At 64.1% G+C, this 24,393-nt stretch carries 20 protein-coding genes; 12 read left to right on the top strand and 8 right to left on the bottom strand.

The genetic code is table 11. The features are described from left to right. Window positions 1-3 precede the first annotated feature (3 nt). Window positions 4-429 (bottom strand): CBS domain-containing protein, encoded by a 426-nt coding sequence (locus AB6804_RS06445; protein WP_370885745.1) that lies wholly within the window; start codon window positions 427-429, stop codon window positions 4-6. A 151-nt stretch (window positions 430-580) separates the two neighbouring features. On the opposite strand from AB6804_RS06445, the gene AB6804_RS06440 reads away from it, so the two are divergent. From AB6804_RS06440 to AB6804_RS06420, 5 genes are all read left to right on the top strand, one after another. Beyond that, entirely contained in the window at window positions 581-1,675 is a 1,095-nt protein-coding gene (locus AB6804_RS06440; RefSeq protein WP_370885744.1) for a glycosyltransferase family 4 protein, read from the top strand. A 38-nt stretch (window positions 1,676-1,713) separates the two neighbouring features. Next, window positions 1,714-2,787, top strand: a complete 1,074-nt coding sequence (locus AB6804_RS06435) for a glycosyltransferase family 4 protein (RefSeq protein WP_370885743.1) — start codon at window positions 1,714-1,716, stop codon at window positions 2,785-2,787. Window positions 2,788-2,802: 15 nt separating this feature from the next. Next, window positions 2,803-4,614: an HAD hydrolase family protein gene (locus AB6804_RS06430; RefSeq protein ID WP_370885742.1), complete on the top strand. Its 1,812-nt coding sequence runs from the start codon at window positions 2,803-2,805 to the stop codon at window positions 4,612-4,614. Window positions 4,615-4,773: 159 nt separating this feature from the next. Further along, the gene (locus AB6804_RS06425) at window positions 4,774-7,191 is read left to right on the top strand and encodes a glucose/quinate/shikimate family membrane-bound PQQ-dependent dehydrogenase (protein WP_370885741.1); all 2,418 of its coding nucleotides are present in this window, start codon (window positions 4,774-4,776) and stop codon (window positions 7,189-7,191) included. A 248-nt stretch (window positions 7,192-7,439) separates the two neighbouring features. Continuing rightward, entirely contained in the window at window positions 7,440-7,724 is a 285-nt protein-coding gene (locus tag AB6804_RS06420; protein WP_370885740.1) for a hypothetical protein, read from the top strand. Between the two features lie 140 nt (window positions 7,725-7,864). Here the strand turns inward: AB6804_RS06420 and AB6804_RS06415 are convergent, their stop codons facing one another. The 7 genes from AB6804_RS06415 to AB6804_RS06385 form a co-directional block, all read right to left on the bottom strand. After that, a complete protein-coding gene (locus tag AB6804_RS06415; RefSeq protein ID WP_370885943.1) occupies window positions 7,865-8,995 on the bottom strand; it encodes a YihY/virulence factor BrkB family protein in 1,131 nt (376 codons plus the stop codon). A 364-nt stretch (window positions 8,996-9,359) separates the two neighbouring features. Further along, complete coding sequence (locus AB6804_RS06410) at window positions 9,360-9,527, bottom strand: hypothetical protein (protein WP_370885739.1); 168 nt, start codon at window positions 9,525-9,527, stop codon at window positions 9,360-9,362. Between the two features lie 263 nt (window positions 9,528-9,790). Next, entirely contained in the window at window positions 9,791-10,825 is a 1,035-nt protein-coding gene (locus tag AB6804_RS06405; RefSeq protein WP_370885942.1) for an ImpA family type VI secretion system protein, read from the bottom strand. 228 nt (window positions 10,826-11,053) lie between these two features. Next, window positions 11,054-12,943 carry a type VI secretion system baseplate subunit TssF gene (gene tssF / locus AB6804_RS06400; protein WP_370885738.1) on the bottom strand — a complete coding sequence of 630 codons (1,890 nt, stop codon included), beginning with the start codon at window positions 12,941-12,943 and terminating at the stop codon, window positions 11,054-11,056. Between the two features lie 47 nt (window positions 12,944-12,990). Then, window positions 12,991-13,542: a type VI secretion system baseplate subunit TssE gene (tssE, locus tag AB6804_RS06395; protein WP_370885737.1), complete on the bottom strand. Its 552-nt coding sequence runs from the start codon at window positions 13,540-13,542 to the stop codon at window positions 12,991-12,993. Beyond that, the gene (locus tag AB6804_RS06390; RefSeq protein ID WP_370885736.1) at window positions 13,539-14,414 is read right to left on the bottom strand and encodes a type VI secretion system accessory protein TagJ; all 876 of its coding nucleotides are present in this window, start codon (window positions 14,412-14,414) and stop codon (window positions 13,539-13,541) included. The genes tssE and AB6804_RS06390 overlap by 4 nt, the downstream gene beginning before the upstream one ends. Then, on the bottom strand, window positions 14,411-15,085 hold the full coding sequence (locus tag AB6804_RS06385) for a TagK domain-containing protein (protein WP_370885735.1): 675 nt from the start codon (window positions 15,083-15,085) through the stop codon (window positions 14,411-14,413). Before AB6804_RS06385 ends, AB6804_RS06390 begins: the two co-directional genes overlap by 4 nt. A gap of 469 nt (window positions 15,086-15,554) precedes the next feature. On the opposite strand from AB6804_RS06385, the gene tssH reads away from it, so the two are divergent. The 7 genes from tssH to tssL all read left to right on the top strand — a co-directional run bounded on the left by tssH (window position 15,555) and on the right by tssL (window position 24,372). Further along, a complete protein-coding gene (gene tssH / locus AB6804_RS06380; RefSeq protein WP_370885734.1) occupies window positions 15,555-18,257 on the top strand; it encodes a type VI secretion system ATPase TssH in 2,703 nt (900 codons plus the stop codon). Window positions 18,258-18,293: 36 nt separating this feature from the next. Continuing rightward, window positions 18,294-18,845: a type VI secretion system contractile sheath small subunit gene (tssB, locus tag AB6804_RS06375; RefSeq protein ID WP_370885733.1), complete on the top strand. Its 552-nt coding sequence runs from the start codon at window positions 18,294-18,296 to the stop codon at window positions 18,843-18,845. A gap of 48 nt (window positions 18,846-18,893) precedes the next feature. Beyond that, window positions 18,894-20,387, top strand: a complete 1,494-nt coding sequence (tssC, locus tag AB6804_RS06370; RefSeq protein ID WP_370885732.1) for a type VI secretion system contractile sheath large subunit — start codon at window positions 18,894-18,896, stop codon at window positions 20,385-20,387. 144 nt (window positions 20,388-20,531) lie between these two features. Then, window positions 20,532-21,014, top strand: a complete 483-nt coding sequence (locus tag AB6804_RS06365) for a type VI secretion system tube protein Hcp (protein WP_035965639.1) — start codon at window positions 20,532-20,534, stop codon at window positions 21,012-21,014. An 89-nt stretch (window positions 21,015-21,103) separates the two neighbouring features. Then, window positions 21,104-21,628 carry a type VI secretion system lipoprotein TssJ gene (gene tssJ / locus AB6804_RS06360; protein ID WP_370885941.1) on the top strand — a complete coding sequence of 175 codons (525 nt, stop codon included), beginning with the start codon at window positions 21,104-21,106 and terminating at the stop codon, window positions 21,626-21,628. Between the two features lie 15 nt (window positions 21,629-21,643). Next, window positions 21,644-22,990, top strand: a complete 1,347-nt coding sequence (gene tssK / locus AB6804_RS06355) for a type VI secretion system baseplate subunit TssK (protein ID WP_035965618.1) — start codon at window positions 21,644-21,646, stop codon at window positions 22,988-22,990. A gap of 74 nt (window positions 22,991-23,064) precedes the next feature. Continuing rightward, window positions 23,065-24,372, top strand: coding sequence for a type VI secretion system protein TssL, long form (gene tssL, locus AB6804_RS06350; RefSeq protein WP_370885731.1), 1,308 nt, complete (start codon window positions 23,065-23,067; stop codon window positions 24,370-24,372). Window positions 24,373-24,393: the final 21 nt, after the last annotated feature.

The raw sequence follows: 24,393 nt of genomic DNA, 5'->3' as shown, positions 1-24,393 counted from the left end.
GTGCTACCGGTCGGGCACGGACGGCGTGGAGATCGCCTGTATCGTCGATGACACTTCGCCGTCCGAGTACACCGCGATATCGCCCAGCGCGAGCATGCCGACGAGTTTCTCCTCACTGTCTACGACAGGCATGCGCCGGATCTGCAACTGCTCCATCCTCTGCATGGCGGACTCGATCTCGTCATTCTCCCGGCACCACTCCACCGGCTCGCTCGCGATTTCCTGCACCGTGCACGACGAATCCTTGCCCGCCGATACCGCACGCACGACGATATCCCGGTCCGTGATGAGCGCCTTGAGCCGCTCGCCCTCGCATACCGGCAGCGCACCGACGTTGAGTTCGTCCATCAGTTCGGCCGCGCGGCGAATGGTGTCGCTCGGCGCGATGCTTTGCACGCCGCGTGTCATTACTTCAGCAACCTGGGTCATGGCGTCCTCCGTTGAATCGTGGATCGACATCGAATGAGCATGCGGCATGCCGTCGATACGCCGCGCAGCGATCGTCGGCCCGGAGATTGCTCATTGAGCGCATCGAACGACACAAACCATGCATCGGCGTGGCCGACACCGGAATTCATCGATGAAAATCGCACAGGTCGCACCGCTCTACGAGAGCGTCCCTCCTATCGCATATGGCGCCACCGAGCGGATCATCTCTTACCTGACCGAAGCACTCGTCGCTCTCGGGCACGACGTCACGCTGTTCGCCACCGGCGATTCGCGCACGCGCGCCCGCCTGCACAGCGGCACGCCCACTGCGCTTTGGCGCGACGAACGCGTATGGGATACGACGAGTCATCACTTGCGCCAGCTCGATGCGGTCATCAAACGTTCATCGCAATTCGATGTAATCCACTTTCATACCGAGCCTTTGCATCTGCCGATGCAGCGCCTGCTCGCATGTCCATCCATCACGACGATGCATGGCCGCCTGCTCCCCGCCGATCACGGCCCGCTCTTCGATACCTTCAGCGATGCGCCGCTCGTCGCCATCTCCGACAGTCAGCGCAGCGAAATGCCCGACGCGAACTGGCGCGCGACTATTCACCACGGTCTCGCACTCGACGAAATGCGTTACTCGCAGGAAGGCGGCGACTATCTGCTCTTTGTCGGACGCGTGATGCCGGAGAAGCGCATCGATCGCGCAATTGAGATCGCACGCCGCGCCGGGTTGCCGCTGAAGATCGCCGCCGCCGTGCATCCGGGTGAGCGTGCGTACTTCAAGGAGCAAATCTGCCCGCTGCTCGAAGCGTCGCAATCGTTCGTGGAGTATCTCGGCGAAGTCGGCGGCGAAGCGCGGCGCGCGTTGTTCGCGCATGCACGTGCGCTCGTTTTTCCGATCGACTGGGAAGAGCCGTTCGGCCTCGTGATGATCGAAGCAATGGCGTCGGGCACGCCGGTCATCGCGTTCAGGCGTGGCGCGGTGCCGGAGGTGATCGAGCATGGCGTGAGCGGCTTCATCGTCGATGATGTCGATGAAGCCGTGCAGGCGGTACGCGATATCGGCGCGGTCGATCGCGCGCGCTGCCGCCAGACCTTCGAGCAGCGCTTCTGCGCCGAGCGGATGGCGCGCGATTATCTCGCGGTCTATCGCGATCTGATGGAATCTCACGCGCCCGCTCCGGCTGCGAATGCCGACGCCGCCGATCTCGACACCGGCGCGCTACAGGCATAGGGAATGCACCGCATCGATCGTCCTTTCATCGAATAGTCATGCGCATCGCCCAGGTATCGACGTTATATGAGAGCGTGCCGCCGCAGCGTTATGGCGGCATCGAGCGGATCGTGTCCTATCTCAGCGAGGAACTCGTGAAGGCGGGCCACGATGTCACGCTGTTCGCAAGCGCGGATTCACGCACGAGCGCGAAGCTGGTCGCGGGAAGCGATTGCGCGGTGCGGCTCGTCGAAGACACCGCCGACCCGCAAGCCTTTCACTTCGCGATGCTCGAAGATGTCGTGGCTGCGTCGAAGCAATTCGACATCGTCCATTTTCATACCGACTACCAGAGTTTTCCGTTCGCGCGGCGGATGCGGTGCGCGCATGTCACGACCCTACACTGGCGGCTCGACGTGCCCGGCCTCGAGCCGATGTATCGGCGCTTCGCGGACATTCCGCTCGTCTCCGTCTCGGATGCGCAGCGCGCGCCGCTGCCGTGGCTTTCGTGGGCGGGCACGGTGCATCACGGCTTGCCCGCCGCGCTGTACCGCTTCCATGAACGCGCGGGCGAGCATCTCGCGTTCGTCGGCAGGATCGCGCCGGCCAAGGGACCGGATGCCGCGATCCGCATCGCGCGCCGTGCGAACGTGCCGCTTCGCATCGCCGCCAAGGTGGACGAGGCCGATCGCCCGTATTTCGAACGCGCCGTCGCGCCGCTCGTGCAGGCGCCGCTCATCGACTATGCGGGCGAACAGGACGATACCGGCAAGAGCCGGCTCATCGGCCATGCGCGCGCATTGTTGTTTCCGATCGACTGGCCGGAGCCGTTCGGGCTCGTGATGATCGAGGCGCTTGCCTGCGGCACGCCGGTGATCGCGTTCGGGCGCGGCTCGGTGCCGGAGATCATCGAAGATGGCGTGAACGGCTTCGTCGTGTGCAACGAGGACGAAGCGGTCGAGGCCGTCGCGCGCCTGCCGCAAATCAATCGCCACCGCTGCCGCGAAAGTTTCGAGCGGCGCTTCACGGCCGAGCGCATGGCGGGCGATTACGTCGATGTTTATCGGCGCCTGCTCGACGCGCGCGCCGCCCGTCGCGCGCCGCCGCCGCATCTGGTGGCGCACGACGCTTAACTGAGGGATACCGCTATGCGATGCATGGTGCTTGCCAGCGATTACGACAACACGCTCGCCGAAGAAGGCCGCGTGAGCGATGCGACGTGGGATGCCGTCGACCGGCTGCGCGCGTCCGGGCGTCATATGGTGCTCGTGACGGGCCGTGAACTCGACGATCTGCTCACGCTTTGCGATCGCGTCGATCGCTTCTCGCTGATCGTCGCGGAGAACGGCGGCGTGATCTACTCACCGGCGACGCGTGAGCGCACGCTGCTCGCGCCTCCGCCGCCGCCCGAGTTCGTCGAGGCGATGAAGGCCAGCGGTGTGCGGCATCTCGGCGTGAGCCAGACGCTCGTCGCGACCGTGAAGCCCTACGATGAGCAGGCCCACGCCGCGATTCGCGATCTCAGTCTCGATCTGCACGTCGTTTATAACGGCGACGCGGTGATGGTCCTCGCGCCCGGCGTCAGCAAGGCGAGCGGCCTGCTTGCGGCGCTCGACAAGATGGCGCTGTCGCCGCGCAATGCGGTCGGCGTCGGCGATGCGCAGAACGATCACGCGCTGCTCGATGCGTGCGAGATATCGGCCGCCGTCGGCAACGCGATCGATGCGCTGAAAGCGCACGCCGATATCGTGCTGGATCGCGAATGCGGCGCCGGCGTGACGGAGCTGATCGAAGCGATTCTCGAAGACGATCTCGCCAGCGCCAGCGAACATCTCACGCGACGTCACCTCGTGCTCGGCGAACGCGTAAAGGCGGAAGGCGACAAAAGCGATCAAAGCGGCGAAACAGAAACGCTCGCGCCGCAAGACACGGTCGCGCTGATCGCGGGGCAATCCGGCGGCGGCAAGTCGACGCTCATCACCGGATTGATGGAGCGGTTGTCGGAGTCGGGCTATCAGTTCTGCGCGCTCGATCCCGAAGGCGACTTCGACAACCTCGAAGATGCGCTTCCCATCGGCGACGCGGAAACCGCCCCGAAAGCCGATGATGTCACGCGGCTCATCCATCAGCCGAGCCAGTCGGTCGTCGTCAACCTGATGCGCGTGTCGTTCGCGGAGCGGCCGACCTATTGCGCGACCGTGCTTGCGCACATGCAAAAGACGCGTGCGCTCACCGGGCGTCCACACTGGATGATCTTCGACGAAGCGCATCACTTCTTTCCCGCGAGCATCAACGCCGCCGATGAAACGCTCCCCGACCAGCTCGCGCCCGCGCTGTTCGCGACCGTGCATCCGAATCAGCTTTCGGCGCGGCTGCTCGATCGCGTGACGGTGTTCATCGGCGCGGGTCCGGGTGCGCAGGAAACGCTGCAGGAGTTCGCGCAGGCGGCGGGCATCGACGAACCCGCCGAACTTCCCGATGCGATCGAGACAGGCGAGGCGCTCGTGTGGCGTCGCGATCGCGAGGGACACTGGGGCACACCGATCGTCGTGCGAATCGAGCCGGCGAAAACGCAACGCCGGCGGCACGTGCGCAAGTATGCCGAGGGCATGCTGATCCCGGAGCGCAGCTTTTATTTCCGCGGCCCCGATGACAAGCTCAAGCTGCGCGCACACAATCTCGTGCTGTTCCTCGAGATCGCGGAAGGCGTCGATGAGGACACCTGGCTCTTTCACTTGCGCCAGGGCGATTATTCGACGTGGTTCCGCGACGTCATCGGCGATGCCACGCTCGCCGACGAAGCGCGCGAGATAGAAGCCGACGAAGCGCTTTCGGCCGCTGAAAGTTTTGAAGGAATCCGAAAGGCTGTCGAGCAGCGTTACACTCAGCCGGAAAATCCGGTGCTGCCGAATATCCTCGCGCCGGGAGCGAACAACGGCGGTGGCACGTCAAGTGCTTGACGGGCGCCGGTAGCGACGCACGTCGCGCGTTGGCGAATGCTTCGCCAACGCGTTACGCTTGTCCTCCGCCTGCTCACGTCGCATGCGTATCCAGTAGCATGCGACGCTTCATGCTGGCCGCATGATCCATCACTCATAGTTGCAAACAGAGGTGCGTGAATGAATACGAACTCCCCGCCGGCGCGGCCGTCCACCGGCTCGCCGTCGCCTGTCGTCAAGTGGCTTACCATCGCGTTCCTCGCGTTATCGGGCCTTTATCTCGGCGGCGTCGGCATATGGCTCGTCGCGATCGGTGGATCGCCCTATTACGTCATTGCGGGCCTGCTCATGCTGGCGGTCGCATGGCTCATCATGCGGCGCAATCCAACGGCGCTCTTCGTCTATGCGCTGCTGCTTTTCGGCACGCTGATATGGGCGATCGCCGAAGCAGGCTTCGATTTCTGGGCGCTCGCGCCGCGTCTCGACGTGCTCGTGATCGTCGGCATATGGCTGCTGCTGCCGTTCACGTATCGCCTGTATGCGAGCCCGGTTCGCCGAGGCGGGCTCGCGATTGCGGCGGCGCTCGTGCTGACGGGCATCGCGCTCGTGTATGCGGTGTTCAACGATCCGCAAGAGATCAACGGTTCGTTCGCGCGTCAGGGATCGGGCACGCCCGCCGCCACGGCTGGACGTCCGGGCGACTGGCTCGCTTATGGCAACTCGCAGGGCGGCACGCGCTACTCGCCGCTTACGCAGATCGACGACAAGAACGTCGGCGATCTCAAGGAAGCGTGGAGCTTTCGCACCGGCGACATGAAAGGCCCGAACGATCCCGTCGAAATCACCGATGAAGTGACGCCGCTCGCGGTCGATGGCACGCTGTTCTTCTGCACGCCGCATCAGAACGCGATCGCGCTGGACGGCGCGACCGGCAAGGAGAAATGGCGCTTCAATCCGGAACTGAAGCCGGACCCGAGCTTCCAGCACGTGACCTGCCGGGGCGTCTCTTACTATGAGACGCCGGCCGCCGCACAGGCGCGCCAGGCAAACAGTGCCGCGTCGCTGCCGATGTGCGCGCGCCGCATCATCCTGCCCGTCAACGATGGCCGCCTCTTCGAACTCGATGCCGCCACCGGCCAGCGCTGCGCCGGCTTCGCGGTCAACGGCGTGCTGGACCTTCAGCATTTGCAGCCGGTCAAGACGCCGGGCCAGTACGAGCCGACATCGCCGCCAGTCGTGACGTCGAAGGTGATCGTCGTTGCGGGCGCGGTGACGGACAATTACGGCACGCGTGAACCGTCGGGCGTGATTCGCGGCTTCGACGTGGATAGCGGCAAGCTGCTGTGGGCCTTCGATCCGGGCGCGGCGAATCCGAACGCGATTCCCGACGATCAGCATGCCTACACGTTCAACTCGCCGAACTCGTGGGCGCCCGCCGCCTATGATGCGCAGCTCGATCTCGTCTATCTGCCGATGGGCGTAACGACGCCGGATATCTGGGGCGGCAACCGCACGCCCGAACAGGAACGGTATGCGAGCGGTCTGCTCGCGCTGAACGCGACGACGGGCAAGCTCGCGTGGTTCTATCAGACCGTGCATCACGATCTGTGGGACATGGACCTGCCGGCGCAACCGACCATCGCGGATATCAAGGATGCGAGCGGCAACATCGTTCCGGCCATCTACGCGCCCGCCAAGACGGGCAACATCTTCGTGCTGGACCGTCGCACCGGCAAGCCGATCATCCCCGCGCCCGAACAGGCGGTGCCGCAGGGTCCGGCGAAGGGCGACCGGCTTTCGCCGACGCAGCCGTTCTCGGAACTGACCTACCGGCCGCAGAAGAACCTGACCGGCGCCGACATGTGGGGCGCGACGATGTACGACCAGCTCGTGTGCCGCGTGATCTTCCATCGGCTGCGGTATGAGGGGCCGTTCACGCCGCCGTCGGAACAGGGCACTCTCGTGTTCCCCGGCAATCTCGGCATGTTCGAATGGGGCGGGCTGGCTGTCGATACGGATCGACGGATCGCGATTGCGAACCCGATTGCGTTGCCGTTCGTGTCGCGGCTCGTTCCGCGCGGGCCGGACAATCCCATCGAGCCGCCTCAGGCGGGCCAAGCCGGCACGGGCACGGAAGTCGGCATTCAGCCGCAATACGGCGTGCCGTTCGGCGTCACGCTGAATCCGTTCCTGTCGCCGTTGAATCTGCCCTGCAAGCAGCCTGCATGGGGCTACGTGTCGGCGCTCGATCTGGATACGCACAAGGTGATCTGGAAGAAGCGCATCGGCACGACGCGCGATTCATCGCCGATTCCGCTGCCGTTCAAGATGGGCATGCCGATGCTGGGCGGGCCAATGACAACGGCCGGGCGCGTGTTTTTCATCGGCGCGACGGCGGATGACTATATCCGCGCGTTCAGCACGGATACCGGCAAGGAGCTGTGGCACGCCCGACTGCCGGCTGGCGGACAGGCCACGCCGATGACATACGAGGCCAATGGCAAGCAATACGTGCTGATCGCGGCGGGCGGGCATGGGTCGTTCAACACCAAGCTCGGGGATTATGTGATCGCTTATGCGTTGCCGGGTGGGCGTTAAGGGGTGTTTTGGCCTGGCGCGTAGCTGCCTTCTCCGTCGGCTGGATGGCGGAGGGCGGCGATGCGCGGGCTTGGAGGGGCGGGGGTCGGGCCGGCTATCCTGCCGTGTCTTGCTCGAAGTACAGGCGAGCGGCCCGCAATCAGGTGACCGTCGAAGATTCGATGTCGATGGGGTGATCGTCGCTCGGATCGATGCCGCCCGGTTCTAAGCACCTTTTCGTCGTGTAGGCCATCGTCCCGAGCATGGCGATGGCGACGCTTGGCGACTGTTTCTTCCACTGGCTCGAATCGGTCGGGATTGGAGCCGAAGCCCGCGATTTGATCGAAGCGGTTCCTTCTGACTTCGACCGCTTCAACGAGCGCAAACAGGATCGCGGTAGTTGTTGCTTCTTGAAGGCGCGAGTATCGATGGCACACGCCGCGCAGATGCATGCGATTCGACCGGCAACGGGGCGCGCCTTCGTACAAGGCGATACCTGTGCTGCTTACGCTCGGTCAAAGCGGATCGCGGAGGGCGTCGATGCGCAAACGTGACCCCAGCGATGAAATTAGCCACAAGACAGCGACGCTGTGACGGCTGAAGCGTCAGCGCATCGGCGGAAGATGGGGACGCCGTTGCTAACGTCGCGACGCCCCCCCAAAGTGGGAAGAACGACGCCCGCCCCGCCCCCTTCTCAAGCCTTCACCGACCGATGCCTTCCGTGCGTCCGTTGCGATCCCTTGGTGAACAGGAACAGACCCGCCCCCGCCGCCGCGATCGCGATGCGGCTCGGATTGGACTTCAGCGCATCCATACCTTTCGCAACAGCCAGCGCCCACGACGATGACGGCGTCGCAATCACGCGCTCGTCAAGCGGCGCGGGCGTCACATCGTCGAGATGCTCGACGCGCACGACAGGCGCAGGCATCGGCATGGCGCTGTTGCCTTTATCGGCAACCGAGGGCGCGTCGGCGGCACCCGCGTTTGCCGCGCCGCTGCCTTCGCGCACCTCGACTCGCGTCGCCGCGGCTTCCGCGCCGAGCAGCACCACGGCTGCCGCGAAGTACAGCCACATCAGCAGGACCGCGAGCGAGCCGGCCGCGCCGAACGCGTTGGCGGTCCCTGCGTGCGTCAGGTAGAGCGCGAACAGCTTCTTGCCGACGGAGAACAGCACGGCGGAGATCGCGCCGCCGACAAAGGCGTCGCGCCACTCGACGTGACCATCGGGCAGGTATTTCAGCAGCGCGGCGAACGCGGCGGACAGGATTACGAGCCCGAGCACGAACTGCACGATATCGCCGATGATGACGAGCGGCGACTCGCCGAACACCCACTTTCCGGCGGCCTGGACGGCGGTATCGAGAACGAGCGAGACGATCAGCAGGAACGCGACGCCCATCACGAGGCCGAAGGAAATCAGCCGCACTTTGACCAAAGTGGCGACGCCGGATTTCTCCTTTTTCTCGGCGGGCCAGATGATCGACAAAGCCGTGTTCAGCGATGAAAACGTCGCCGACGCGCCGACCGCCAGCAGCACGAACGAAATGATCGCCGCGATACCGCCCCCGCCACTGCGATGCGCATGCTCGACGATCGTCTGCACGCTTTCGGCGGCATCCTTGCCGAGCATCCCGCTTATCTGATGGAAGAGTTGCCCGCGCGCCGCTTCGGCGCCGAACACGAGCCCGGCAATGGCGATGACCATGACGAGCGTCGGCGCGAGCGAGAACGCCGAGTAGAACGCGATGCTCGCGGCCATCGGCGCGGCGCGGTCGTCGCTAAATCGCTTGAACATGCGAGCGGGCCACGCGATGACGCGGCTCATCAGGGATTTCGAATCCCGTGCGGGGGTCTTGTCCATCGCTTCCTCCTTGTTGGCTTGCTGAAGGCCTATAGCATCGGGAATGCCAGGGCGATAGATGGCTGAGTTGAATGACGGCGATGGACCGTCGAGCGCCTCCCCGCGCGTGACGGTCAGCGTGTTCCGACCGCACGGGACATCGGGAGCGCCGCTTTGCGTCGCCCGAAAGCGCGTGACGAATCAGTGGCTCGGATCGACCATGATCACGCTGCCGGGCGTGAACGTCGCTTGTACGCTTGCAGGCTCTGATAGAGCTGCAGATCGCGTCCGTTTCAGGCACGCCTTCCGTGCCGGCCTCGGCGTGCGGGACACCTTCGTGCGGCGGGAATCAGCCGTCTGCACCCGGCTTGGACAAATCCGGCGTGCCGCGCACAGGTTGCTGATCCGGTTGCAAATCAGTGTCGGGCAAAGTCTCGGGCGTGCGCGCGGGCGGCGTGCCACGCGCTATCTCCGCTTGCGATGGATCGGGCGCTTGCGGGTCGGAAGCGTCGGGCATGACTGTTCTCCTTTGCGGATCGTAGGGAAACACCGACGTGCGCTAGTTCTGGAATTGCACGATAGACGTCGGGTTCCTTAGATTCGTAGCAATGAGTGTGCTTGCAGTGTCCCGCGCTGAATTGCCATGCGACATCACCCCCGACCGACCATTTCAATTGGTCCCGCGAGTCATCGTTTCAAAGCATCTGACGAGTTCTCTCCGTTATGGTTTGATCTTCTGTGCGAAGGCGAGACGAGACCGTGGCAGCGACCACCAACCCGTCACCCCATCGAATCATCGCTTTCCCACTGCGCAAGCATTTCCGGGCTGATCGCTTTCACGACTTCGGCGTATCGCTTGCCGACAAACTGTTCCGCACGCCGCAGCAAAACCGGGATCGGGCTGCTTGGCTCATGCTGCTCGAACCAGTGACGCGCCTCGCGTATCAACTCCAGCGCAGCATGACGATCGACGGCGCCCGTGCGCATCATCCTCACAGACTCAACGGCCGTCGTCTCGTTCGGGACGATCAGCTGACTTGAGGTTTCTGCATCGGGCGCGGCAACGTCGATATCATCAGCAGTCGCCGCGTCGTCGGCCGGTTCATCCATCGCAACAGGAACAACGCGCACGCCGGTCGACACCACCCGGTCCAGCAGCCGCGCAAGCTGCACAAACTCCGGCACATACGCGCCCAGATGCTCGCGGCTCCAAGCTTCGATGGCTTTCAGGCTGTCCGCCGCCGCGTCGAAACCGGCGAGGACGTCGGGCTCCTGCATGCGCAAATCTTCGATCTGACGCGTCACCGATTCGGGCGCAAGCGCATCGCTCGGACGCGGATGCGCGAACGCACGCTCGACATCGCGCATTTGCAGCCGCGCAGCGCTCGACCGCGTAAGCGCAATTTCACGCACATCCGACAGCAGGCCATCGGTGTCAGTCAATCCTTGCAGCGCGTTCATGCGAATCTCGAGCGCGGCGTCCTCGTCGTCATCCACGCCCTGCTTCGGGTGGATCGTATCGGGGAAGGCCGTGAGCCACGCGGCCAGCAAGCCCAACCCCTCGGCGAGTCCCGGCGCGCCGCCCAGCCGGGTGCGGCAGCGCGTGAACAGCACGGCAAGCCGCATGTCCTTGCTGCGCATCATGAGACGACGGCAATCGCGGTCGACGTCGCTCCAGTTCACCGGATCGGGCACGCCGACGAAATCGCCATATTGCGCTTCCATGCGCGCGGCAACCTGCGACGACAGGACCACGAACTCCGGGTCATATTCGAGATCGACGCCGCACGGGACCGCGGCATCGACGGGCGCCATCCAGTCGTGCGACGCGACCTGGGCGGTCTTGCCGGCGGAGGCCTTCTTCCCGGCCTTATTCTTCGTGTTGCTCATATGCTGACCTTCTACGTTCGTCTGTCTTGTCGCATGCCGTCATGCGATGTCTGTGAGGTATCGCCCGGGTCGACGCGCGGTCCTCTCATCGGCTGCGCGACCGGTTCGACCGGCGGCATTCGCGCAGCATCGAACTCGCGGCCGCGCGTTGCATCACCTCGATCCGCGCGCGCCCATGCGAACGGGCCATCGCATGAGGCGGCCGCGTTGCATCGAGTGAAGCTCGGTCTGCGTGAACGTGTTGATCGACACGTGGCGCATCAGGAAATGCTCTAGAATCAGGCCGAAAAGATAAGGACTGACGCCGGAGAAGCCCGACTCGTCGACGGTGAGCAGACACTCGATGCCGCGTCCGAATACGAGCGGCCCCTTGCCCGGCAGCTTGCGCGAAACCGGTTGCGTCTTCACACCGACTAGACTTTCTATCTGCCGCTCATGGATCTTGTCGTCGCCCGCGACGAACAGCCTCAGCATGTCGCGCATGCCCTGGCCGCCCTGCCGGTGATCGATTTCCTCGAGCGGCAGGTAGTTGAAATTCAGGTGCCGGATAAGCCGCCACGCCGTCTCGCGTTCCGCAAAGGGTTCGCGCGGCGCGCTTGGCGCACGCACGAGTCCGATGCTGGCCACGGGCGCGTCGAAATCGATGAACAGATCACGCACGCCGTCGCGCGGAACGAGGCTCGGCAGATCGCGATTGGTCAGCCAAGCATCGACGGAAAGGTAGCGAATGTCCTCGGGGTACGGCGCGTCATGCTGATCGACGAGCGACACGTACACTTCCGTTCCCGCATAGGGCGTGCGCGATCCATAACGCCGCGTCGCCTCGGAATGCAGCCGGCTTTCGCGCCGCAGCGAGAAATAGCGGCCGTAGTTGCCCTCGTCGCTGTTACGCGTCTGATAGAGCGGGCGGAATTCGAGCCCGGCGCCGCCATTGCCGCGATGACCGGCGAGCGCATCGACCGCGAACACCTCATAGTCGAGCGGTGCGAGACGCCTCGGCACCAGATGAAATTCCGACGCTGACTGGTTCACCTCGATACGATCGGTGCGGCTCGGAAACAGGTTGATAACCGGCGCGCAAAACAGTGCAAAGCGGGAAGCATCGACGAGGCCGCTCAGACGATCGCTCGAATGACTAAGCAGAACGACGATCTCGACCTCGTCGCCTTTCACGCGGCGCAGCGCATCTTCGAGGCCCGTCAGCGTGAAAAAGAAGAAGCGGCTCGGGCAGGAGCAGTACTCCTGCAGCAAATTGTGGCCATGGAATTTCGACCACGTCAGCGGCAGCAAGCCCTGATCGACACCGAAGCCTTCATGCGCCACCGCGTCCGATACGACCACCGACAGCGGACGGTCCTGCTTCGCCATGTCGTCCGGCGCGCCGATGATCGTCGCGATGCTCGCGCAATGCAGCAGTTCGAACAGGTGCGACGCAACCTGCTCATCGCCGCTCAGATACAGGGGCAGCCGATCCAGCCCGCGCAGATCGGCGATGCTCGCCCCGTTGGTCGTGCGAAGCCGCAAGCGCAATGCGTCGCGCGCACGCGTATGGTCGGGAACGTAGCGGTCGAGCCCGCGGATGTCTCGCGGCACGCCGGTCAGGCTCGCGCTCGCGATGGTGAGCGGATAGAGCACGACATCGTGGCCCGTACGGAAGGTGCAGGCCGTCTTCTCGCCCGGCGCGGTGCGGCTCTTGACCGGCGTTCCCCGCGCGATCCTGAAGCCTTCGGCCAGTTTGTCCGATGCCGCATCCGGATGAAACTGCGCCACCGCCATCGACGGCGTCGGCGCAGTGTAATTCGGGTACATCACTTCGAGCAGGCGGCCGGCGAAGCGCGGGAACTCCGCATCGAGCTTGACCTGCATGCGCGCAGCCATGAAGCAGAACGATTCGACGAGCCGTTCCACGTAGGGATCGACGGCTTCGCCGGGCCGGTTCACGAGCCGGTGTGCGATCTTCGGATGCGCCTTGGCGAACTCGCCGCCGAGGTCGCGCAATGCGACCAGTTCCTGGTTGTAATACTCGAGCAGCCTCGGGTCCATATGATGCCTGGGTTATGCGCGCGGCGTGATTGCGCCGCCGCGCTGATTCAGCCGCCGCGCCGCGCCGTCGCGTGCAGCCGGCTCGTCTCGAGATCGAGCGAGCTTTGAACCATGAACTCCAGCGGATACGGGTCCATGCGGAGCATGCCGCGGATCTCGAAGGCGAGGTTGTTGTATTGACCGTTGCCGTCGACGCCGCTGAGCGGCACGATGGACAACGTGTCGCGCATCAGGCGAGGCTCAAATTCTTCGATAGCCCGCTTGATCTTCTGCTCCATGTCCGACCACCGGTGCGATGCGACGAAATCTCCCGCGAGCGGCGGCACGCCGAAGTTGACCGTCGACGCCGCCGCCTCGGGATACCGCGTGCGGTCGATCTGGTCTTCAATGCTGATCGCGTTGAGCAGATACGCCAGATCGCGCTGGATGATCTCGCGCATCTGCGATCGCGTCACCGTGTACTCGCCCGACACTTCGGTCTCGCGCTGCGGCGCGTCGTCGCGCAGCCGGTCGAGCAGGGTCGGCATCAGATGCGAATCGGCGCGGCGCGGCGCCTGCGCACCGGCTCCGGATGGCGTGCGGCGGTTCGTCCTGTTCACGCGGCCGGCTCCTCGTCTGCTTCATCGTCGGGGCCGGCTGCGTCGGCTGTCGCCGCGTCGCCGAACGCGCACGTCGACAACTCGAACACGCTGAAGTCGCCCGCGGCAGTCGACCACGTCTTGCGGCCGAAGCCGATCACGCCGGTGCGGCCCACTTCCCGCCAGATCGTCTCGCGGCCCGTCTGCAGCGCTTCAGCGTTGTCCGTCTGACTGTCTGCCGGCAACGGATAACGCGCGGGCACGAAGCCGTGCAGCGTGCTGCCGTCAGTGAGCGCGAGCGTGCACGGTGTCCACACCAGATCGATCAGCGCGGCCGGCTGACGCACGCGCCACCCGGCAAGATCCGCCAGCGCGACCCAGCGATAACTGCCCGCCGCGATGAACTCGCAAACCGGTCCGAGCCGCGAATCGCTGTCGCCGATCCACTCGAAGGTCTTATCGTTCGCGCGGCCCGCGACGAGCGGCGCGGCATCGAGCGCGGCTTCGCGCGCACGATCGGCCGCATCGAGATCGCCCTTCGCCGTCAGCTCGAGTGTCTCGACGAGCGATTGCATCCATGCGGCAGCATCGTCGTACACGAAGGCGGGCGCGCGTTTGCCGGCCATCACTTGTTCACGCCAGCGTTCGGCGCGGATCAGGTCGCGATACGTGTGGACGACACGCTCGGCTTCGCCGTCGAGTTGTCCGTAGACCTGCAATTGCTGAAGCGCCCGCTCCCACTCGCCGGTCACGCAAAAGCATTGAAACAGCGACCAGCGATGCGCCGCGACTGAAGGCTCCTTGCGGATTTTGGCCCCGAGGTCCGCAATGGCTTCGCCCGGCGCGGGTGCGGCTTGCTTGCCGCCGGTCGAATTCAGGGTGTCGGTGCTCACCGGGTCGGCTCCTGCTCTCTGCTGTGGGGGGTGTTCAATGGCCGCACGGGACTATCGATGGATAACGTGTGGTGCTCGCGCCGCACGAGCGACGGCAGTATCGGTCCCGGCTTGTGCGACAACGCCGCGCCATACTCCGGCGGAGCGAACAGCCGCAGCACTTCGGGAACGTTGTCGGAAACGGCGGCCGAATGAGATGAATGACCGAACATGGGCCCGAAGGCCTGCTCCAGGTTGTAGATGTCCCCAAGCACGTCGGCAATCGGGCTGATGGTCCCGTCGCCCAAGCGGCTTCTTGTCTGATGCTGTTCACCGTATGAGACATCTTCACCGCCGGGCGCGGGGACCCACGTATCCGCTCGTGGAGTGAGCGGAGAATCGAGCGCCTGACAGTACTGCTCGTATAAGGAGCCGAAGAGCGCGTCGGTGGCCGTGCTGGCCGTATCGTCTCCGGTCTTGACCGTGAAGCGCGCGGAACTGGCGTCGGCGGTGCCGCCGATCAGATCGAGAACGAGGCTGTCCGCATACGCCGATGAATCGGCACGCGCACCCCCGCCATCGAAGCCCGACGCGGCCTCCTGATTCGCCGGACCTGCCGGCGCCTGCCGGTCGCGCGGTTCGATGCGCGGTTCATCAGACGGGCTGGCGCGAAAGAGTCTTGCAAGTCTCATCAAGTCTCCGATCCATCGATAAAGAGTTGTCCGGAATTTCTCAGGTCACGTGGCTAAAGGCGGGACGGGGCCGGATTAGAACACGGCGCAAATCCAGTGTCCATAGCGTTTAATTTGAGACAAAAGGCATCAGCTTCACACGAAGATCCGAACAACTTGCGTCCTAATCTGCAAACTTATCCTCGCTTGGATTTTCAATGAATTTCGTTAGTTATTCTTAAGTCCTTGATGCGCTTGAAGGATTGTTGATTGTGCGTGCTTATCGAATAGCCCAAGCCCGCATTATCAAGATAAATTCAACCTGAACGATCGTTGACTCGCGAACCGCGGCGTGGATAATCGCTTCGGCCGCAGCAATCGACAATCGGAAACCGAGGCGAAAAACGCGACGACGTGGCCTGCTGGCAAGAAAGAAAACGAATCGTGACGCGCACGCTTGTTTAGTACAGCGTTCTAACACTCAAAAATAATGACCGTCTCACGCCAGGCACTCTTTGGTAAGCTCGGGGCCACGCTGTTCCGAAGCATCGAATCCGCAACCACCTTTTGTAAGCTCCGCGGCAATCCTTATGTCGAGCTTGTGCACTGGCTGCATCAGCTGCTGCAACTTCCCGATAGCGACCTCCATCGCATCGTTCGGCACGCAGGCATCGACATCGACGTACTGGAGCGCGACCTCGCGCGCGCCCTGAACGCATTGCCTTCAGGCGCAAGCTCGATCAGCGATTTCTCTCACTACATCGAACTCGCGATCGAGCGCGCATGGGTGCTCGCGACGCTCGAATACGGCGACCGCCGCGTGCGCGGCGCGTGGCTGATCGCCGCACTGGCGAGCACACCCGAGTTGCGGCGCGTGCTGCTGTCGGCGTCGTCCGCGCTGAGCCGGCTGCCGGCGGACTTGTCCGGCGATTCGCTCGTCGCGTGGGTCAACGGCTCGCCCGAAGGCGACGATGCGCCGTATGACAACAGCGATTTCTCGTCGGCGGTGCCGGGTGAGAGTTCAGGCGCGATGCGCCAGGCCGGCACGGGCTCGCCGCTCGATCAGTACTGTCTCGACCTGACGGCCCGTGCCCGCGCGGGCGAGATCGATGCGGTCGTCGGACGCGAGCAGGAAATCCGCACGATGATCGACGTGCTGCTGCGCCGCCGCCAGAACAACCCGTTGATCACGGGCGAAGCGGGCGTCGGCAAGACGGCAGTCGTCGAAGGGCTTGCGCTGGCCATCGCAAAGCGGGACGTCCCGCCGACGCTCGCCGAAGTGCGCCTGATGACGCTCGATGTCGGCGCGCTGCTGGCCGGCGCAAGCATGAAGGGCGAGTTCGAGGCGCGCCTGAAGAGCGTGCTCGAAGCCGCGCTGAAGTCGCCTGCGCCCATCATTCTGTTCGTCGATGAAATCCATACGCTCGTCGGCGCGGGCGGCCAGGCCGGCACGGGCGACGCAGCCAATCTGCTGAAGCCCGCACTCGCTCGCGGCGCGGTGCGCATGATCGGCGCCACGACCTGGGCCGAATACAAGCGGCACATCGAGAAGGACCCGGCACTCACCCGCCGCTTTCAGTTGCTGCAGGTTCCGGAACCCGCCGAAGGCGCGGCCATCGACATGGTGCGCGGGCTGGCAGCGGCGTTCTCGCGCCATCACGGCGTGCTAGTGCGCGACGAAGCGATCCGTGCAGCAGTGCTCTTGTCGCATCGCTACATTCCTTCGCGGCAATTGCCCGACAAGGCGATCAGCCTGCTCGACACCGCCTGCGCGCGCGTCGCGCTGTCGCAGCACACGGCGCCGCGTGAGCTTCAGGCGGTTCGTCAGCGCGTGCAGGCTGCGCGCGTCGAACTGGAACTGCTGGAGCAGGAAGCAAGCATCGGTATCGACGCCGATCGTGCGCTGACGGCGGCGCAAGCCCGCATCGGCGCGCTGAGCGCGGAGGAATCGATCATCGAGGCGCGGTGGAAGAACCAGCTCGCCGCCGCCCAAGCCCTCGCCTGTGCACGCGACGCCGTCCGCGCCCGCGACGGCGAAGCGGCGAAGAAGCCCGCGCCTTCAGTCGAAGAGTTGCGCGCGCTGGAGAAGACGCTGCAGGACGTGCAAGGCGAGTCGCCGCTCGTGTTTCCCGAAGTGGACGAAGGCATCGTCGCGGAGATCGTGTCCGACTGGACGGGCATTCCCGTCGGCCGCATGGTGAGGGATGAGGTCGCCGCGGTCCGCACGCTTCCGCAAACGCTTGCGGCGCGAGTCATCGGCCAGGTCGATGCGCTGCACGCCATCTGCCAGCGCGTGCAAACGGCGCGAGCGCGCCTCACCAATCCCAAGAAGCCGCTCGGCGTATTTCTGCTCGCGGGTCCGTCGGGTGTCGGCAAGACCGAAACCGCGCTCGCGCTCGCCGAAGCGCTGTATGGCGGCGAGCAGAACCTGATCACGATCAATATGAGCGAGTATCAGGAAGCGCACACGGTGTCCGGGCTGAAAGGCGCGCCGCCGGGATACGTCGGCTATGGCGAGGGCGGCGTGCTGACCGAAGCCGTGCGTCGTCGGCCGTATTCGGTGGTGCTGCTCGATGAAATCGAGAAGGCGCACCATGATGTCCACGAGATGTTCTTCCAGGTCTTCGACAAAGGCTACATGGAAGACGGCGACGGCCGCTTCATCGACTTCCGCAATACGACGATCCTTCTCACCAGCAACGCCGGTTCGGAACTGGTGACGAGCCTGTGCGCCGACGCGACGCTCGCACCGGACCACAGCGGCCTCTGCACCGCGCTCATGCCCGAGCTGCTGAAAGTGTTCCCCGCCGCGTTCCTCGGCCGGGTCTCGCTCGTGCCCTACCGTCCACTCGCTCAGGACTCGCTCGCAAGCATCGTGCGGCTGCATCTCAACCACGTCGTGCGCCGCATGGCCGACGGTCACGAGATTGCGCTCGCATACAGCGACGGCGTCGTCGATTACATCGTCTCGCATTGCCTCGTGCAGGAAACCGGTGCGCGCGTGCTCATCGGATTCATCGAGCAACACGTGCTGCCGCCGCTTTCCGCGCTCTGGCTCGATGCGTTCTCGTCTGCGGAGCCGATTTCGAGCATTCACATCGACATCGCCGACAAGACTGCGGCGCCTGCGTCGGCGATCGTGTTCGAAGCCGCCGCGCCCGCTGCCCCACTCCCCGTCGGCCAGGCTCACTGAGTTTTGCCGATCTTCCCCAACGTTACGGAGTCATGCATGTCCGCATCAAACTCAAACAGCTCACAGAAGTTCATCGCGCGAAATCGTGCACCCCGTGTGCAGATCGAATACGACGTCGAGATTTACGGCTCGGAAAAGAAGGTCGAACTGCCCTTCGTGATGGGCGTGCTCGCCGATCTGTCGGGCAAGCCGGTCGAGCCGCTTCCGCCGGTCGCGGATCGCCGCTTCCTCGACATCGACATCGACAACTTCGACGAGCGCATGAAGGCAATCAAGCCGCGCGTCGCGTTCTCGGTCGCGAACACGCTGACGGGCGAGGGCCAGTTGCTCGTCGACATGACCTTCGAGAGCATCGAAGACTTCTCGCCGGCAAAGGTCGCGACCAAGGTCGAGCCGCTGCGCCGCCTGCTCGACGCCCGCACCCAGCTTGCCAACCTGCAGACCTACATGGACGGCAAGTCGGGCGCCGAGTCGCTCGTCAACAAGCTGCTCGCCGACCCCGGACTGCTGAAGTCGCTGGCTGCGTCGCCGAAGCCGCAGGCGGATGCCGGCGCGAGCAAATCCGAAGCAGAGCAGTCCGCTCAGTAAGACGCGCGACCGAGCGATAGTGAATAAACAGCCCCTATAAGGTTCACGATGGCAAAACAGATGGCACAGGCCGCCGCAGCGGCGACAGAGACGCAAAGCGACTTCTCGCAACTGCTCACACAGGAATTCCGCCCGAAGACCGACGAGGCACGCGAAGCGGTCGAATACGCGGTTCAGACGCTGGCGGAACAGGCGTTGCAGCAATCGCTGACCATCAGCGACGACGCCTACAAGAGCATCGAAGCGATCATCGCGCAGATCGATCACAAGCTGTCCCAGCAGATCAACCTGATCCTGCATCACACCGACTTCCAGAAGCTGGAATCGGCATGGCGCGGCCTGCATCACCTCGTCTCGAACACCGAGACGGACGAGCGCATGAAGATCCGCTTCATGGATGCGTCGAAGGAAGAACTGCGCCGCACGATGAAGCGCTACAAGGGTCTTGCATGGGACCAAAGCCCGCTCTTCAAGCAGATCTATGAAGAAGAGTACGGCCAGCTCGGCGGCGAACCCTACGGCTGCCTGGTCGCGGACTACTACTTCGACCACACGCCGCCCGATGTCGACCTGCTCGGCTCCATCGCGAAGATCGCCGCTGCCTCGCACACGCCGTTCATCTCGGGCGCTTCGCCTTCGGTGTTGCAGATGGAATCGTGGCAAGAGCTCGCCAATCCGCGCGATCTCACCAAGATCTTCACGCAAAACCTGGAATACGCGCCGTGGAATTCGTTCCGCAATACGGACGACGCCCGCTACGTCGGCCTCGCGATGCCGCGCTTCCTCTCGCGCCTGCCGTACGGCGCGCAGACCAATCCGGTCGATGAGTTCGATTTCGAAGAAGAGACGAACGGCCCCGACCATCGCAACTACGCATGGGCGAACGCCGCGTATGCGATGGGTGTGAACATCAACCGCTCATTCAAGCTGTACGGCTGGTGCTCGCTGATCCGCGGCGTCGAGTCGGGCGGCACGGTCGAGAACCTGCCCTGCCACACGTTCCCGACGGATGACGGCGGCGTGGACATGAAGTGCCCGACGGAAATCGCCATCTCGGATCGTCGTGAAGCGGAACTGTCGAAGAACGGCTTCATTCCGCTCGTGCATCGCAAGAACACGGACCACGCGACCTTCATCGGCACGCAGTCGCTGCAAAAGCCGGCCGAGTACTACGATCCGGACGCAACCGCCAACGCGAACCTGTCCGCGCGTCTGCCGTATCTGTTCGCGTGCTCGCGTTTCGCGCATTACCTCAAGTGCATCGTGCGCGACAAGATCGGCACGTTCCGCGAGCGCGAGGACATGCAGCGCTGGCTCAACGAATGGATCATGAATTACGTCGATGCCGACCCGGCGAACTCGTCGCAAGAGACCAAGGCGCGCCGTCCGCTGGCTGCCGCTGAAGTCGTCGTCGAGGACGTCGAAGGCAATCCCGGCTACTACCAGGCGAAGTTCTTCCTGCGTCCGCACTTCCAGCTCGAAGGCCTGACCGTGTCGCTGCGTCTCGTCGCCCGCCTGCCGTCCGTCAAGGAAGCAGCATAAGCCGGCAACGCAACGGCTGTGTCCGAAAGGTTCCGACATCCGCCGGCAGCCGCCGGCGATCGGTACTCGCAGCAGTATCAAAGGAATACGGACCCTCAAGCCCGTAGATAGCAGTAGTACGTTTCAATAACAAGGAGTATCAAGATGGCACAGGACATCTTTATCAAGATCAACGGCATCGATGGCGAATCGCAGGATTCCGCACATAAGAGCGAGATCGAAGTGAAGAGCTGGAATTGGGAAATCTCCCAGCAATCGAACATGCACATGGGTTCGGGCGGCGGCGCCGGCAAGGCGACCGTCGAAGACCTGAGCTTCGTGCACCTGGTCGACCGCGCCAGCCCGAACCTGATGAAGTACTGCCTGACGGGCAAGCACATCGATCAGGCCGTGCTAACGGTTCGCAAGGCCGGCGGCAACCCGCTCGAGTACCTGAAGATTACGATGAACGACGTGATCGTCACGCGCGTTTCGCCGTCGGGCAGCAACGCCGACAACGGCATCACCGAAGGCGTGCGCCTGTCGTTCGCTAAGGTGAAGCAAGAGTACGTCGTGCAGAACGCCCAGGGCGGCAGCGGCGGCGCCGTGACCGCTGGCTACGACATCAAGCTGAACAAGGAAGCGTAAAAGCCTCTCGACGTAGCCTGGGAGGCCCGGCGCACTTTTTCGTGCGCCGGGCCTTTTCGATGCCTGAATCCTTGCCTGTTTCTTCTCCGATGCGCCCGTTCATTTCCGTTCTCGTTGCACTCATCTGCACACTGGGAATCACTGCGTGCGCGAGCAGCGATCCCAATCCCGTCCACGAACCCGTCAAGATGACGCTGACGCTCAGCGCCGCGTCGGGCGTTAACCCGGACGACCAGAAACGCGCCGCGCCAATCATCGTTCGGGTGTACGAACTGAAGGACGCGAGCGCCTTCAACGAAGCCGATTTCTTCTCTCTGCAGGACAAGGACAAGACCGCGCTCGCCGACGACCTCGTCGTTCGCGACCAGTTCCAGATGCGTCCCGGCGAGAGCAAAACGATCAAGCGCGACGCGCAGCAGGCGACCACGACGCTCGGCGTCATCGCGGCCTATCGCGACCTGCCGAATTCCGTCTGGCGGGCGACCTGGCCGATGCCCGCGGCGCCGTCGGCGGCGTGGTATCGCATGTTCTCGCCCAAACTCAAGCTGACGATCAACCTCGATGCGAACGCCATCAGGATCGTCGACGAACTAGCCGAACCCAAGAAAAAATAGGAAAGGATTCAACCTATGAGCTGGTACAACAAGGTCACCTGGAGCGAAGGCCTGTTCCTTCGCCCGCAGCTGTTCCAACAACAGGAACGCTATCTGGAGCAGTTCGCGCACAAGCGCGCAGCGCCGCTGTCGCCGTTCTTTTTCGGCTTCAACCACTTCGCGATCGACAACGAAGCGCTCGCGCTCGGCAAGGTCATCATCAAGTCGGCAAGCGGCGTGTTCGCGGACGGCACGCCGTTCGACGCGCCGGGCAGCACTCCGCCGCCGCCGCCGCTGACGATCCGCTCCGAGCATCTTGAGCAGGTCATTCATCTGGCGACGCCCATCCGCGTGCCTAACGGCGAAGAAACGACGTTCGACGATTCCGCCGATTCGCTCGCGCGCTATGCCGTGTTCGACAGCGATCTGCGCGATACCAACTCGGTCGGCCAGGGCGCACGCGCGGTGCAGCTTTCGAATCTGCGCCTGCGGCTGGTGCCCGAAAAGGAAATGACCGATGCGTGGATCGGCCTGCCGCTCACCCGAGTCAAATCGATTCGCGCGGACGGCAGCATCGAACTCGACGACACGCTTGTCCCGCCCGTGTCGGGTTATGGCGCGAGCTCGTTGCTCGAAAGCTGGCTCAACAAGATTCACGAGCTCACGCGCCTGCGCGCGAATGCGCTCGCGAGCCGCCTGACGGGCAGCGATGGCAAGGCCGGCTCGGTCGCCGAAGTATCGGACTATCTGCTGCTGCAAACGCTGAACCGTTACGAGCCTCTGCTGCAGCATATCCGCCGCGTGCCGACGACCTCGCCCGCCGATCTCTACGCGCTGCTCATCAGCATGGCGGGCGAACTGTCGACTTATGTGCGGACCAGCACGCGCCGGCCGCTGGAAAGTCATCCGCCTTATCAACACATCGAGCCGCACACGTGCCTGAGGCCCGTCGTCGACGACACGCACTGGCTGCTCAACGCGGTGCTGGTGCGCAGCGCGCAGGCGATCGCCTTCGAAGATGCGGGCTACGGCATGCGCAACGCGGTGGTCGATCCGGCGGAGATCCGCAGCTTCAGTTCGATGGTGCTCGCCGTCTCGGCCGCGATGCCGCCCGACACGCTGCTCGCACAGTTCGGCACGCAGGCGAAGGTCGGTCCGTCCGAGCGCCTGCCCGACCTCGTGCGCGCGCATCTGCCGGGCCTCGTGCTGCAGGGCTTGCCGGTGCCGCCGCGTCAGATCCCCTTCAATGCGGGCTATGTCTATTTCGAGTTGTCGCGCACCGGCCCGCTGTGGGACACGATCGCGCAGCACGGCGGCATCGCGCTGCACGTCGCGGGCGATTTCCCGCAACTCAAGCTCGAACTGTGGGGCGTGCGCGGCTAAGCCACCGCCTTTCGCAGTAACCGGGCGCGCGCCGCCAAGGCCGCGCCCGGCCATCATGTCATCAGGGGAACACAGTGAATCCGCAAGCGGGATACTCTAGCCACGGAACAGGGCTGCCGGCACGCGACGCGTATTCGTCCGGCGCGCATGACGCTGGCAACGCCGCTGCGCTGCTCGAGCAGACGGTCACCCAGCTCGCCAGCATCCCACCCGGCGAGCCGCCGGCAACGCGGCTGCGCGCAGTCGAAGACGCGCAAAATCCATTGCTCGAAGCCGCCCGCGTGCTGCTGCGCGCGCTCGCGGACATGCCGAATGACCTCGATCTGCAAGGCATCGACCAGTTGCACTTGCTGCTGAAGCAGGAAGTGCGCATCTTCCAGCGCCTGTGCGAGCAGGCCAACATCCGGCGCGACCACATGATCGGCGCGCGCTACTGCCTCTGCACCGCGCTCGACGACGCCGCGATGCAGACGTCGTGGGGCAAGCGCGAGACCGGCGTGCGCTGGATCGCGACGGGGCTCGCCACCGAGTTCCACGAGGATCGTCACGGCGGCGACAAGATCTATCTGCTGATTGGCCGGCTCATGACCGAGCCGCAGGAACACATCGATCTTCTCGAAGTGATGTATCGCGTGTTGAGCCTTGGCTTCATGGGCCGCTATCGGCACGAAGCCGACGGCGCTCGCAAGCACGACGCCGTGCGCAAACGTCTCTATAACGAAATCCAGGCGCAACGCGGCACCGTGCCGATGGCGCTTTCCGCCCATGTGGCCTCCGATGCCAAAGGCCGCCGCATGTCGGTCTATGACTTCCCGGTGTGGATCAGCTTCGCGGTGCTCGGCGTGATCCTGCTCGGCCTGTTCGGCTGGTTCAAGTATCACTTGCTCGACCAGAGCGCCTCGCTCGAAAAGCAGATCGTCGACATCGGCCGCATGACGCCGCCGGCCGCAGCGCGTTTGCCGCATCTGAAGGAACTGCTAGCTAACGAGATTGCGGCGGGCACCGTGAGCGTCGACGAGGACGCGCGCCATAGTTCGGTCACGTTCAAGGGCGATGCGATGTTCGCACCGGGCGGCGTGGCCGTCAAAGCAACGACGTCGCCGCTGCTCACGAAGATCGCCAACGAGTTGATGAAGGTGCCGGGCAAGGTCGTCGTCGCGGGTTACACGGACAACATCCCGATCAAGAGCAGGCAGTTCGCCTCCAACGACGCGCTTTCGCTCGAACGCGCCACGCAGGTCATGCAGACGCTGCAGAGCGCGGGCGTGCCGGCTTCGCGTCTGGAGGCAATCGGTAAGGGCGACGCCGACCCGATAGGCGATAACGCCACCCCGCAGGGCCGCGCGCTGAATCGCCGCGTCGCGATCACGGTCACGCCCTAGCCGTCTCATGCCATTCGGAAA

Origin of the sequence: Caballeronia sp. RCC_10, from assembly GCF_041360715.1 — a bacterium.
Taxonomy (GTDB): domain Bacteria; phylum Pseudomonadota; class Gammaproteobacteria; order Burkholderiales; family Burkholderiaceae; genus Caballeronia; species Caballeronia grimmiae.
This window is presented reverse-complemented; position numbering and strand designations above follow the sequence as displayed.